This is a genomic window from Acidovorax sp. KKS102 (genome assembly GCF_000302535.1).
Lineage (GTDB): Bacteria > Pseudomonadota > Gammaproteobacteria > Burkholderiales > Burkholderiaceae_C > Acidovorax.
Map to the genome: position 1 here is coordinate 5,107,840 of NC_018708.1, position 13,151 is coordinate 5,120,990.

Here is a 13,151-nt window from a genome sequence, read left to right on the forward strand (position 1 = left end):
CCCACCATCCACGATGAAGGAGACCTCCATGAAAAAACGCACCCTCTTGATGAGCGCGCTGGCACTTGCCACCGCTGTCGCGACACTGTCTGGCGCAGCCCACGCGCAGGATTTCCCGCCCAAGAAGCCCGTCACGCTCGTCGTGGGCTTTGCCGCAGGCGGCGCGGCCGATGCGGCGGCGCGGCTCATCGCCAAGAAGCTGGGCGAGAACATCGGCCAGTCGGTGGTGGTGGACAACAAGGGCGGCGCGGGCGGCAACATCGCCCACCAGTTTGTGGCCAATGCGCCCGCCGATGGCTCGGTGCTGCTGCTCGGATCGGTGGGGCCGCTGACCATTGCGCCGCACCTGATGAAGGTGAACTACGACCCCTTCAAGGACCTGGCCGCCGTGTCGGGCGGCGTGAACTTTCCGAACGTGCTGGTGGTGCACAAGGGCGCGGGCGTGAAGACGCTGGCCGAGTTTGTGCAGCTGTCCAAGAAGAAGCCCGGCAGCGTGGACTTTGCCTCCACCGGCGCGGGCTCGGCATCGCACCTGGCGGGTGAACTGTTCAACCAGCGCGCGGGCATCGACATGACCCACGTGCCCTACAAGGGCGGCGCCCCGGCGTTGCAGGACCTGCTGGGCGAGCGCGTCACCTCGTACTTTGCCGCGCCGCCCACCGCGCTGCCGCACATCGAGGCCGGCAAGCTCATCCCCCTGGCCACCACCGGGCTCACGCGGCCGTCCTACATGCCCAACATCCCCACCGTGGCCGAGGCGGGCTACCCGGGGTTTGAAGCGCTCAACTGGTACGCCTTCGTGGCCCCCGGCAAGACGCCTGCGCCGCTGCTGGACCGCTGGAACCAGGAGATCGTGAAGGTGCTGAACGACCCAAGCGTGAAGGAGGCACTGAACAAGCACGGCCTCACGCCGCAGCCCACCACACGCGCCGAGCTGACGGCCTTCATGAAGAAGGAATCGACCCAGTGGGCCACCATCATCAAGGAACGCAAGCTGACCGCGGACTGAGGTCACAAGACCTCGCGTCACCCAGCCAGCGCAGAGCTATTGCGCAGCGGGCTCGGTGACCGAAATGTCGGTGTGCACCAGCGTCAGCGGAAAACGCTGGCCCGCCAGGTAGTCCTCCAGGCAGCGCAGCAGCAGCGGGCTGCGGTGGCGCTCGGGGCAGGCGCGGATCTCGTCGGGCGTGAGCCACAGCGTGCGCACGATGCCGGTGTCGAGCGTGCGCCAGTCGTGGTGTGTGCCCAGCGTGCCTGCAAATGCAAAACGCAGGTAGGTGGTGTCGTCGCCCGTGCGCGTCTTGGTGAAGCGGTTGAGGTACACGCCGATCAGCGCCGTGGGCTCGAAGTCGTGGGCGGTTTCTTCCAGCACCTCGCGCGCGCAGGCCTGGATGGGCGACTCGCCCGGGTCCAGGTGGCCGGCGGGGTTGTTGAGCTTGAGGCCATCCGTGGTCTCTTCCTCGACCAGAAGAAAGCGGCCCTCGCGCTCGATGAGCGCGGCCACGGTGACGTTGGGTTTCCAGCGGTGGGGCATGGCGGGCATTATGACGAGAGGCGGTGACGCGAGGTTTATGCAGGTGATTGCTGCGAACAGTGAGTGGCTTTTGCAAGCGATGAGTGGTCAAGCCTTACAACAGGGTTTGATCGATGGTGTTAGGAGTCGGACGTCGCTATGCGCAACAACACGGGCCGTGATCGCCGCCCAAATGTCACCAATCACATCCCCCGAGGCTTGAAATAGGTCTGCGTTCAGTGCGTTTGTCCAGGTTGCGGGGGATTTTTGTTGACGTCAATGCATAGACGGTTTGCTGAACAAATTGCGTTACTCCAGGCGCTCCCACGCGGCAGGAGCGGTCATTTCAGAGGCCCTTGCTCTTTGAAAAGACGTGAGACAACCTGCCGGGCCCACTTCACCAGAGGGTTGTGTTCATAGCGCCGGCTCCAGTGCACCGACACGGTGAACACAGCAAACGGCAAATCGGTTTCAACCAGCAGGAACTCTTCATAGGGCAGGAACTCACGGGCAATTGCTCTGGGCATCAGCACCGCCAGATCGGTGTTTCTCACGATGGCGGGCAGTGCCAGGAAAGTCGAGGTCGTGAGCCTTATCTGCCTGTCGAGGTTGGCAGCGCGAAGCATCTGAAGGGTTTGTGCGTGCGAGCGCACTGCGACCAGATCCAGCAGCTGCATCTTTTTCATCGTTAGGGCGTTGCGCTTGATCTGTTCGGCCACCGGATGGCCCGCACGCAGCAGAACGACGTAGCGATCAGTCAACAGCTGCTCGTGGACGGAGGTTGTCAGCTCGGGGAGAAAGCCAATCGCAAGATGGATGTCTCCACTGTCCAAGGCCATTCCAATCTCGGATTGCGGCCAGGCGCGTGCGCGAACTTCTATGCCAGGAGCAATTCTTCTCATCTCGGACATCAACTCCGGCAGAAACCGTGCCTCGCCAATGTCGGTGAGGTGAATCCGCAATTCAGTCGTCGAATGGTGCGGATTGAAGGTGTTGTCGGACGACAGTCCGGCCTCCAGCTGCGCCAGCCCTGATTGGACCGACCGCGCTAAGTCATCGGCCCGAGGCGTGGGGCGCATGCCACCTCGTGTTCTTTCAAACAACGGGTCACCCAACGCCAATCGCAGCCTGGTCAGCGCTTGGCTGGTCGAGGGCTGGGACATCCCCAGTTGTTCCGATGCACGGCTCACATTGCGGGTGCGATAGATGACATCGAACACCCTCAGAAGGTTCAGATCGAGCTGTTCCATTTATTGGTTTATCCAATAGCACTTAGTAGGCTCATATTCTTGTCGAATTTTCTTGGTATGCCGAAACTGCGGGCTGTTCTACATCTGCAGACACTGCAGAAACGCCATGCACAACCATTCGAAACACTTACCAACCGTGCGCGAAGCATTCTTGCAATTGATGCGAGATCTCGGGATTGACACCATTTTCGGCAACCCGGGCTCCACTGAACTGCCCATGTTCCGGGACTTCCCGCAAGACTTTCGCTACGTTTTGGGCCTGCAGGAGTCCGTGGTGGTGGGCATGGCAGACGGGTACGCACAGGTCACAGGCAATGCAGCGTTGGTGAACTTGCATTCCGCTGCGGGCGTGGGGCATGCGATGGGCAATATCTTCACGGCCTTCAAGAACCAGACACCCCTCATCATCACTGCAGGGCAACAGGCACGCTCCATGCTGCCGTTCGATCCGTTCCTGTTCGCAGCCCAATCCACGGAGTTGCCCAAGCCCTACGTCAAATGGGCGTGCGAACCTGCCCGTGCGGAAGATGTGCCGCTGGCCCTGGCCCGTGCCTACCACATGGCGATGCAGGCTCCCTGCGGGCCGGTCTTCGTGTCAATTCCTGCAGACGACTGGGAAAAGACCACCGACTGGGTGGTACCGCGCAAGGTCAGCCGCAGCATCGCACCCGATCCCGAGGTGCTTCAGCAAGTGGCGCAGGCGCTCAACAATGCGCAGAACCCAGCTATCGTGGCAGGCACAGGCGTGGACCGTGACGGCGCGATGGATTGGCTGGTGCAACTGGCTGAAACGCACCAGGCGACCGTCTACACCGCTCCCATGAGCGCGCGCTGCAGCTTTCCTGAAGGGCACCGCCTTTTTGGTGGTTTTCTCCCCGCCATGCGTGAGCCTATCGTGCAGCGGCTGCAGGATCACGATCTGGTGCTGGTGCTGGGCGCCCCTGCGTTCCTGTACCACGTCGAAGGCCATGGTCCGCACATTCCGCCTGGCGCCACCTTGTGGCAGATCGTGGATGACCCCCAGATCGCCGCCTGGGCGCCGATTGGCAACAGCCTCGTGTCCAGCTTGCATCTTGCGATCAAAGCCTTGCTTGAGGCATCCACCACCAAGAAGCGGGTGCCTCCTGCGGTTAGGCCGCGCGCAGAACCTGTGCCGGCAGACAGCCCCATGAGCGTGGCCTATACGCTTCAGGTGCTGCACGAAACACGCCACGAAGACGATGTGGTTGTGGAAGAGGCTCCCGGCTCGCGGGGTGTGATGCAGGCGCGTTTGCCCATGGCCGGTGCGGACAGCTTCTACACCATGGCCAGTGGTGGCTTGGGCTTTGGTATGCCGGCTGCGGTAGGCGTGGCGCTGGGCCGGCAGAAGAGGGGCCTGAAGGGCCGGACCATCGCGCTCATCGGCGATGGGTCGAGCATGTATTCCATTCAGGCGCTCTACACCGCCGCGCAACTGGCCCTGCCCATCACCTTCGTGATTCTCAACAACCGGCGCTATGCGGCGCTGCAGGACTTCGCCCCGGTCTTCGGCTTCGCTGCGGGAGAAAAGCCTGCCGGTACGGACTTGCCTAATCTGGATTTTGTGCTGTTGGCCAAGGGCCAGGGCCTGCAGGCCAGCCGTGTGGACAACCCTTTAAACCTGCCTGAAGAACTGCGCATTGCCTTGCACGCCGAAGGGCCGCGACTGATCGAACTGGTAGTCGCCTGATCTCACCACGCTTAACAACCCATAACTCACTCAGGAGACACTGCATGAACACCATCACGATGCTGATCAATGGCGAGGCTCGAACCGCCACCGGAGGCGCCACCTTCACGCGCAGCAACCCGCTGGATGGCGCAGTCGCGACCACCGCGCCAGCGGCCACCCCGCAAGATGCTATCGCAGCCGTGGACGCCGCATCAGCTGCATTCCCCGCCTGGTCCCAAACGGCCCCCGGAGAGCGCCGGGTCCTCTTGCTCAAGGCCGCTCAATCGCTGGAGAGCAAAGCCGCCGACTTCGCATCCGCCATGGCCAGCGAGATCGGAGCCTCGGGCATCTGGGCCGGCTTCAACGTGCATCTGGCCGCGGACATGCTGGTGGAGGCCGCTGCGCTGACCACGCAGATCAGCGGCGAGGTCATCCCCTCCAATGTGCCGGGCAGCCTGGCACTGGCAACACGGCAGGCGGCTGGTGTCGTGGTGGGCATGGCTCCCTGGAACGCTCCCGTGATCCTGGGCGTGCGTGCTGTTGCCGTCCCGCTGGCCTGTGGCAACACGGTGGTGCTCAAAGGCAGCGAATTGTGCCCAGCCACCCATGGCCTGATCATCCAGGCGCTGCAGGATGCGGGTCTGCCTCCAGGCGTGGTCAACTTCGTCACCAACGCACCGAATGACGCTGCCGAGGTCGTTGAGGCCCTGATCTCGCACCCGGCAGTCAAGCGTGTGAACTTCACGGGATCCACCCATGTGGGGCGCATCATCGCTTCGCGCTGTGCGTTCCACCTAAAACCGTCGGTGCTGGAGCTGGGCGGCAAAGCCCCGCTTCTGGTCCTTGATGACGCAGACATCGACGCCGCCGTCAATGGAGCCGCGTTTGGTGCCTTTGCCAACTCGGGGCAGATCTGCATGTCCACCGAGCGCATTGTTGTCGACAACAAGATTGCCGACGCCTTCGTGGCCAGGCTGGCAGCCAAGGCCCAGGCCTTGCCGCTGGGCGATCCCCGTAAGGGTCCTGTGGTCCTCGGCTCGGTGGTGGACATGCGCACGGTGCATCGGGTCAACGAACTCATCGACGACGCTCTGAGCAAGGGCGCGAGGCTCGTTTGCGGTGGCAAGGCCGATAGCACATTGATGCCTGCCACTCTGCTGGACCATGTGACAGCGAGCATGCGCATCTACGCGGAAGAGACGTTCGCGCCAGTCAAGGCCATCGTGCGTGTGGATGGGGAAGAGGCAGCTATCGCCTGCGCCAACGACAACGCGTTTGGTCTGTCTGCAGCAGTGTTCACGGGCGATGCTGCACGTGGCTGGCGGGTCGCCCAGCGCATCGAGTCCGGCATATGCCACATCAATGGTCCCACCGTGCATGACGAAGCCCAGATGCCGTTTGGCGGTGTCAAAGCCAGCGGCTGGGGGCGCTTCGGCGGACGTGTCGGAATCGAGGCGTTCACCGACCTGCGCTGGATCACTGTCCAGACCGCAGAAAGGCACTACCCCTTCTGACCTGGTGCCCAAACCATCCCCCATGTCCGGGTTCGCATGACCGAACCGCGCCTTCTTTGGGAATTGATGCAATGACGTCTTTCAAATCAACCTGCACGCAAGGTGTCGCGCCATGAAGATCATGGTGGTCGGCGCAGGTGCCATGGGCTCTTTGTTCGGTGGGTTGCTTGCGGAGGCGGGCCACGACGTGACGCTCGTGGACGTCAATGCTGCGCACGTCGAAGCCATCGGGTCCAGGGGGCTTCGCTTGCACACGGACCAAGGTGATCGCCACGTGAGTTCGCTTCGGGCCTGTTCGCCCTCGCAGGCAAGCGGCGCGCCGGACCTCCTCATGGTCTTCACCAAGACCTTGCACACATCCAGTGCGCTCGCTGGCGTGGCCCATCTGCTCGGGGCCCATACCCATGTGCTCTCCTTGCAGAATGGGCTGGGCAATGCGGAAATCATTGCGCAGCATGTGCCCGCCGAGCGCATTCTGATCGGTGTGACCACATGGCCTGCCGATCTGGTGGGCCCTGGCCATGTCCATTCCCACGGCCAGGGCCTGGTCCGCCTGATGTCCGCAGACGGACGGGACCACCCTGCAGTAGCCGAGGTCGTGCAGGCGCTCAATGGTGCAGGGCTTGCCTGTACAGCAGACGCCGCAGTGTGGTCCGCCATCTGGGAAAAGGTGGCCTTCAACGCCGCCCTGAACAGTATTTGCACTGCCACCCACTGCACTGTGGACCAACTTGGCGCCATCGAAGACGGGCTGGCTCTGGCATTTGCCGTGGTCGACGAGGTGCTAGCCGTCGCGCAGGCGCGTGGCATCGCTGTGCAAACGCAAGCATGCAAGGCACGCGTGGCCGACGCCATCGCACGCCACGTGGGCCACAAGCCCTCGATGCTGCAGGACGTGCTAGCCGGACGGAATACCGAGATCGAAGCGATCAACGGCGCCGTGGTGACTACCGCTGCAGACCTCGGCATTCCGGTTCCCTGCACACGCACGTTGCTGCAGGTTGTGCGGCTCGTGCAGGAGCGACAGGCGGGAATCCATTCCAAGCATTGAGCTAACCAGCGTGTCTGTACACAGGCCAGCGAACTTCATGGTTCTGCCCAACAAAGCGCCAGTTCAAGCGCTCCAAGTTCCGCGGCGAATGTCAGCCTTCAGACTCTCAAGGACTTGAAGCTGCCTTCCTTTCAATCGATTTTTTCAATGCACCCCAGGAGACATCAAAAATGATCGCATTTCAACTGACCCGTCGCGCTGTTGCAGCACTCGTGCTCGCAGCGCCGCTGTGCTCCTTCGCGCAGGACAGCCGTACCACCGAATGGGTGGTCGGCTACGCAGCAGGAGGCGGTTCCGACGCATTGGCCCGCACCGTCGCAGAACAGATGGGTAAGACCATGGGCCGCAACATCATCATCAACAACAAGCCGGGCGGGGCCACCAATATTGCGGCCGACTACGTTGCCAAGTCGAAAGCGCATGACAACATGCTCTTCACAGCCGACTTTGCAACGCTGGCGGCCAACCCCTGGCTTTTCGCCAAGTTGCCGTTTGATCCTGACAAGGACTTCAAGTCGGTCGGACTGCTCGGACGGTTTCCTCTGGTGCTGGTGGTCGGTCCGCAGGTGCCCGTGACCAACTACAAAGAGTTTGTTGCTTGGGCAAAGGCCAGCAAGACACCCATCAGTTTCGCTTCGGCCGGTATCGGTAGCCCGCAGCATTTGGCAGGCGAGCTTTACCGTGAAAGAACAGGCTTGAACCTTCAGCACGTACCGTACCGTGGTGGGGCGCTGGCTGTACAAGACATCATGGGCGGACAGGTTGAAATGGCCTTGATGGACAGTGCAAGCGTCGTCCCTCACTTGCAGGGAGGTCGCTTGCGGGCCCTTGGCGTGGCCAGCACCAGCCGGGTGAAGGTGTTGCCTGACATGCCTACGTTGGCTGAGCAGGGCTTACCTGATTTCGAGGCGTTTGCGTGGCAAGGGTTGGTCGTTCCTGCAGGTGCGTCGAAAGAGCAGATTACGGCGTTGACTGCGGCGCTGCAGAGCGCGCTGGCTTCAGAGCCTGTCAAGACCCGCATGCAAGCGCTGGCCATTGAAGCCATGCCCGGCACGCCGGAACAGATGAACACCTACGTGAAGGCCGAACGCGCCCGATGGGGTGCGGTCATCAAGTCGGCCAACGTCAAGCTCGACTGACCATCGCGCGCATGTTGCTCAATGTAGGTGATTGGCGAGCCGCCGCCCAGCGCCGTCTGCCGCGATTCGTGTTCGACTACATCGATGGCGCGGCAGACGACGGGCTGTGTCTGAAGCGCAATCGTGCAGACCTCGACGCTTGCATCCTGCAGCCTCGGGTTTTGCGCGATACCAGTATGCTCGACACTGGCGTCGAGCTGTTCGGCCGTCGGTGGACCATGCCGGTCGGCGTCGCGCCGACTGGGTTGAATGGGCTGATCCGGCCTGACGGCGACCGCGCCATCGCGCGAGCTGCCGCAGGAGCCGGGATCGGGTTTGCCTTGTCAACGGCGTCGAACACGCGTCTGGAAGAGGTGCGGGCGACGGCTCCGGACAGCGCGCAATGGATGCAGCTGTATGTGATGCACAGGGAGATGGCTGAACGCGTCGTCAGGCGTGCACAGACTGCCGGATATGAAGCCTTGGTGCTTACGGTGGATGTGCCGGTGAGCGGCAATCGGGAACTCGATCTGCGCAACGGCTTTCGTCTGCCTTTTAAGCCATCAGCACGGCTCGCCCTCGACATTGCTCGGCATCCTGGCTGGGCGCTCGGGATGGTAAGCCATGGCGCACCGGAGTTCGCCAATCTGCGGCCTGACGATGGCGAGGCCATTTCACCGGCCTTGCAGGCAGCACTGTTGGCACGTGCCATGGACCGCACGTTGGCCTGGGAACAGCTTGCATGGCTGCGAGAGTTGTGGAAGGGGCCGCTGCTGCTCAAGGGAATCCTGCACGCTGAGGATGCCCGCAGAGCGCTCGACCACGGCATTGATGGGCTCATAGTCTCTAACCACGGCGGGCGGCAGCTGGATGCCTCACCTTCGGCGATCTCTGCCTTGCCATCCGTGGTTAGTGCTGTTGGGAAGAGCATCCCCGTTCTGATGGACAGCGGCATCCGACGCGGTACGGACGTAGCGAAAGCATTGGCCCTCGGCGCGAAAGCGGTCCTGGTCGGACGGCCGGTCCTCTACGCGCTTGCTGCTTCGGGCCAGCACGGTGTCGAGACTTGGCTGCGCACGTTGCGTGAAGATTTTGTGCGCACCATGATCCTCCTCGGTGCATGTCGCGTTGATAAGCTAAGACCGGAAAACTCTGAGAGTTCGGCACCCAAAGGTGGCTCGACTGCCTGATGGGTGGCCCATTTCGCACGGCCGGTGGACACAGTCGACACGGACCTGCATCGACCCGGCAGTCCGCCTTCCTCAAGGTCTGCAGACTACGAAAACTTGTGGGATCGGCACATTAGCAGTTCCGACGGCGCCAAGCGGGGCGCGGTATCGCGACGCCTGCCCGCGAGTCGATAGCATCACGGGGCATTTGTATGAATGACTGGAAATTGGTTCACGAGATGCACGAGCGCGGCTTCAGCGCGAACGAGCTTGCCGGTGCTGCCGGCTCGGGCACGGTTCCGTGAAAGTGGGAGTAGATCGTTAGAAACTGGCCAAGGATGTGCCTGTCAGGCACTACAGAATGCTCGGCGACGGGACTCAGGGTGCACCAACTCTGCGTATTGGCGGTTTGAGCATGCTGACAACGTTCGCGGTGGGCTCACTGGCGTTGCTCAAATGAGCGCCTGAAGAAGCCGTGGCTGCGCCCGCATCTCTATAGCAACGGCAGACTGAGGGACGCTGAAATGCTCCCTCATAACCTTCAGTCCTTCTGCAAGCACTTCCGGCTTTTCGTTCGGAATCAGATGGACTTCCGCCTCCCTCGGTGCCTCACCATGCCGATTGAGTCCCACATAACCTGTCCGAGCTTGGTCTGCTGAAAGGAGTCCAAGCTGACGCCCTCTAAAAAAGATGGTGGCCTTTGAGACGGCCCCCCGGAGCTGAGGCCCTGAAAGGCCCTGCCAGTTGAGGCGATGGCCTCGTGTGGATACTCGACTTTCAGTCGGGAGGGTGGTCCTTGGCAACAACAGTAATCGCAAAGCGGTTGGCCTGTGCCTCCGTTAGCCGGTCTCCTGCCAGGACACCAATGTGAAGCGAGAAGTGCCCGAGCTCAGGGGCAATCCCAAAACGCTCACGGCATGCTGAGCGTCCATCGCCATTCAATGCGATCAATGGCCGTTTGTTTCGTGGCAAAGGAGACCGCATCAATCTCTGCATGCGGTGTGCAAGGCCAGGATAAGCCAGTCTTATTGCCTCGTCATGGCCACTCTCTGTTTGTCGCAACCAGCAGGCCATCCGCTTTCCCACAGCGCACGCGCCATGTACACCGCACCATCGCCGTAGCTGGCAACTCGTGCGCGCTGCTCCGCATCGTGCAGTACCTGCAGTGCATACCCGTGGCGCTGCCAGTACGGCTGCGTACCCTGCACCGACACCAGGGCCGTGTGTCGCAGCCCTTCGGCAGCAGCCTGGGCCCACAGCGGTTGCAGCAGCGTGCGGGCCAGTCCTTGGCCCGCGCACGCTGGCGACACAGCCATGTCGTGCAGGTACAGCGTGTCGGGCTCAGCAGCGGCTTCAAAGTCGCCGTGCAGCGGGGTGACCTTGCCACGCACGCTGCGGTAAGCCGCCAGGTAGGCACACACCGCGCCGCCTTGCACCAGCACCAGCGAGCAATTGGCGGGGCTGGCGAGACGGCGGGCAAACACCTCGCCGCTCTCCACAAACCCTTCGCCATAACAGGCCAGTTGCACGGCCAGCAGGTCGGCCAGATCGCTCAGCGCCAGCGGGCGCACCACCACGGACATGGGAGAGCTTCGCTGGGTCAGTGCGGCAGCACGGGCGCCTGCACAAAGTCGTCGAGCGACAGGCCCTTTTCCTTCAACAACGCCTCCAGCAAGGGCTGAAGGCGGCCCAGGCTCTCCTGCACGGCCTCGCGGACGGTGTCCACCACCACCTGCGTGCTGCGCTCGATCTCGATGTTCAGGCGGTCGCCCACCTTCTTGTGCTCAAACACCGTGGCGCGGCGGGTCTCGGGGATCATCCAGATCTCGAACCAGCCCTCTTGCCGGTTCACCTCGGCCACCGTGAGGCTGGCGCCGTGGATGGCGATGTAGCCCTTGGCAAAGATGTAGCGGCGGAACGCCTCGGGCACGGCCACGCGCCACACCAGGTTGTTGTCGAACTCGCGCCGCTCGATGAGCGTGCCAGTGAAGTCCACATGCCCCGACAGCGGGTGGCCGCCGATCTCGGCGCCGTCCTTGGCAGCGCGCTCCACGTTCACACGGTCGCCCTGCGCGTAGCTGCCCAGCGTGGTGATGTTCAGGCTCTGCAGCATCACGTCGAAGTTGGCCTGCGTGGGCGACAGGATCTCGGTGACCGTGAGACACACGCCATCGGTGGCCACGCTGGCGCCAATGGCAAGGTCCTGGCAGAAGCCCTCGGGGAAATCGAGTGTGAACGTGCGCAGCCCTGCGCGGTCGTGAATGGCGGCAATGCCTGCCGTGGCTTGGACGATGCCTGTGAACATGGTGGCGCGGCTTCCGGGTACGTTGGAACGGGAACCGGGAATTTTGCCACCCGGCCCCCACCGCGCGCTGGCGCCGGGTTACTTGGCGCGCAAGAGTTCCCCGACCTCCAACAACACCAGCTCGTTGTCATCCGCCTTGTTCGGGTCGCGGCTGCTGCTGAAAGGCAGATTGTTGTCGTTGCCCACCACGATGTGCGTGCCGTCCACGATGTCCACGTTTTCGATGGTGAAGAACGGGAAGGTCAACACGCCGTTGTTCAGCGGCTTACGGGCCAGGCGCTGCGGGTCCTGGATGTTCATGAGGTCGATGTAGCCCACCTTGCGGATTTCGCCGCCCACGTTGGCGTCGCTCAGCTCGACCTTGTAGACGCGCTTGAACTTGGCGAGGTCGTGGAAGCAGTCCGTGCGCTTCTGGCCTTCAGGGCAGGCCTTGTCGGCCGTGCCTTCACCATTGTCGCGCTCGATGATGAGGCCCGTGGTGGCATCGATCATGTTGAAGTCGCCAATGGCGTGGTGGTTGGCTTCCAGCACGTACTTCCAGTGGCGGCCGGTCCATTGCTCGGTCTTCACATCAAATTCGAGCACCCGCAGGTACTGCTTGCCGCCCACGTTTTCGTACGCCTTGGCGCCGTCGTTCCACAGCGCGCCTTCGAGCAGCGCATAGAGCTTGCTGCCGTCCTTGCTGGAGGCCATGCCTTCGTAGCCCTTGGAGCGCTTGACCTCGAACGGCGTGGGCTTGGCGTCGGGTGCGCCGGGCATCAACACTCCGGGGGCGTCGGGCGAGCGCACGACCTGGCCGTCCACCTGCGTTTCGAACACGGCCAGCACCTTGCCGTTCAGATCGGCCTTGATGAGGAAGGGGCCAAACTCTTCGCCGATCCACAGCGCGCCACCGGCGAACTGGAAGCTCTCGGGGTCGAAGTCGGCGCCGGTCAGGTAGCGCTTGTCGGTGCCTTCGTGGGTGATGCGGAAGGGGATCTTCTTGTCGGGGTCGTGCAGGAAGAGGGTCTTGAGACGGTTGAACTGGCCCGACTTGAAGTCCACGGTGTAGTGGCTCAGGTGCAGCATGAAGTCGGGCGAGTTGGCCTTGGAGCCCGCGCCGTTGTCGGTGAGGATCCAGAACGATCCGTCGGCCATGCGCTTGATGCCCGAGTGGCCCTGGAGGGGCTGGCCCTGAAACGGCAACGACACACCCGTGTCGCGGCCGCCCGACTGGCCCATCACGCTGCCCACGGCGTCCACACGGCGGGGGGTGGTGAACTTGCCGGCCACCTGCAGGTCTTGCGGCGCGTCCTTGGGTGCGGCAACCACGGTGAGGGCGGGCAGCACGGCGTGACCGGCCAGGGTGGCGGGGTAGGCCTGCTGGGCGATGGCGGGGGTGGCGGCAGCGCACAGCAGCGCTGCGCAGGCGGCAATTGGGGACAGTCGGGACATGGTGGTCAAGGGGAAGAGAGCCAAAACCGTGAACGATGCCGCCGCCCTGTGACACCGCCATGAAAAGCGGTTCTCCAACGCCCCCCACCAGGCAACGCCGAATCGGG

Annotated in this window: 11 protein-coding genes; 6 read left to right on the plus strand and 5 right to left on the minus strand. The window is 62.8% G+C overall.

The window, feature by feature from the left end; all coding sequences use genetic code 11:
* Window positions 1-28: 28 nt before the first annotated feature.
* On the plus strand, window positions 29-1,009 hold the full coding sequence (locus C380_RS23490; RefSeq protein ID WP_015016339.1) for a tripartite tricarboxylate transporter substrate binding protein: 981 nt from the start codon (window positions 29-31) through the stop codon (window positions 1,007-1,009).
* Window positions 1,010-1,045: 36 nt separating this feature from the next.
* Here the strand turns inward: C380_RS23490 and C380_RS23495 are convergent, their stop codons facing one another.
* Both C380_RS23495 and C380_RS23500 read right to left on the minus strand, forming a co-directional pair.
* Window positions 1,046-1,534 (minus strand): NUDIX hydrolase, encoded by a 489-nt coding sequence (locus C380_RS23495; protein WP_015016340.1) that lies wholly within the window; start codon window positions 1,532-1,534, stop codon window positions 1,046-1,048.
* A 320-nt stretch (window positions 1,535-1,854) separates the two neighbouring features.
* Window positions 1,855-2,763, minus strand: coding sequence for a LysR family transcriptional regulator (locus tag C380_RS23500; protein WP_015016341.1), 909 nt, complete (start codon window positions 2,761-2,763; stop codon window positions 1,855-1,857).
* 106 nt (window positions 2,764-2,869) lie between these two features.
* On the opposite strand from C380_RS23500, the gene mdlC reads away from it, so the two are divergent.
* The 5 genes from mdlC (at window position 2,870) to C380_RS23525 (ending at window position 9,326) form a co-directional block, all read left to right on the plus strand.
* On the plus strand, window positions 2,870-4,471 hold the full coding sequence (gene mdlC, locus C380_RS23505) for a benzoylformate decarboxylase (protein WP_015016342.1): 1,602 nt from the start codon (window positions 2,870-2,872) through the stop codon (window positions 4,469-4,471).
* Window positions 4,472-4,515: 44 nt separating this feature from the next.
* The gene (locus C380_RS23510) at window positions 4,516-5,967 is read left to right on the plus strand and encodes an aldehyde dehydrogenase (RefSeq protein WP_015016343.1); all 1,452 of its coding nucleotides are present in this window, start codon (window positions 4,516-4,518) and stop codon (window positions 5,965-5,967) included.
* Between the two features lie 112 nt (window positions 5,968-6,079).
* The gene (locus tag C380_RS23515; RefSeq protein WP_015016344.1) at window positions 6,080-7,018 is read left to right on the plus strand and encodes a ketopantoate reductase family protein; all 939 of its coding nucleotides are present in this window, start codon (window positions 6,080-6,082) and stop codon (window positions 7,016-7,018) included.
* Between the two features lie 170 nt (window positions 7,019-7,188).
* Window positions 7,189-8,157 (plus strand): tripartite tricarboxylate transporter substrate binding protein, encoded by a 969-nt coding sequence (locus tag C380_RS23520; protein WP_015016345.1) that lies wholly within the window; start codon window positions 7,189-7,191, stop codon window positions 8,155-8,157.
* Window positions 8,158-8,168: 11 nt separating this feature from the next.
* Window positions 8,169-9,326, plus strand: coding sequence for an alpha-hydroxy acid oxidase (locus tag C380_RS23525; protein WP_015016346.1), 1,158 nt, complete (start codon window positions 8,169-8,171; stop codon window positions 9,324-9,326).
* A gap of 1,004 nt (window positions 9,327-10,330) precedes the next feature.
* On the opposite strand, the gene C380_RS23530 is transcribed toward C380_RS23525, so the two are convergent.
* The 3 genes from C380_RS23530 to C380_RS23540 all read right to left on the minus strand — a co-directional run bounded on the left by C380_RS23530 (window position 10,331) and on the right by C380_RS23540 (window position 13,044).
* Entirely contained in the window at window positions 10,331-10,888 is a 558-nt protein-coding gene (locus tag C380_RS23530; RefSeq protein ID WP_015016347.1) for a GNAT family N-acetyltransferase, read from the minus strand.
* Between the two features lie 17 nt (window positions 10,889-10,905).
* The gene (locus C380_RS23535; protein WP_015016348.1) at window positions 10,906-11,610 is read right to left on the minus strand and encodes a riboflavin synthase; all 705 of its coding nucleotides are present in this window, start codon (window positions 11,608-11,610) and stop codon (window positions 10,906-10,908) included.
* Between the two features lie 78 nt (window positions 11,611-11,688).
* Entirely contained in the window at window positions 11,689-13,044 is a 1,356-nt protein-coding gene (locus C380_RS23540; RefSeq protein WP_015016349.1) for an esterase-like activity of phytase family protein, read from the minus strand.
* Window positions 13,045-13,151: the final 107 nt, after the last annotated feature.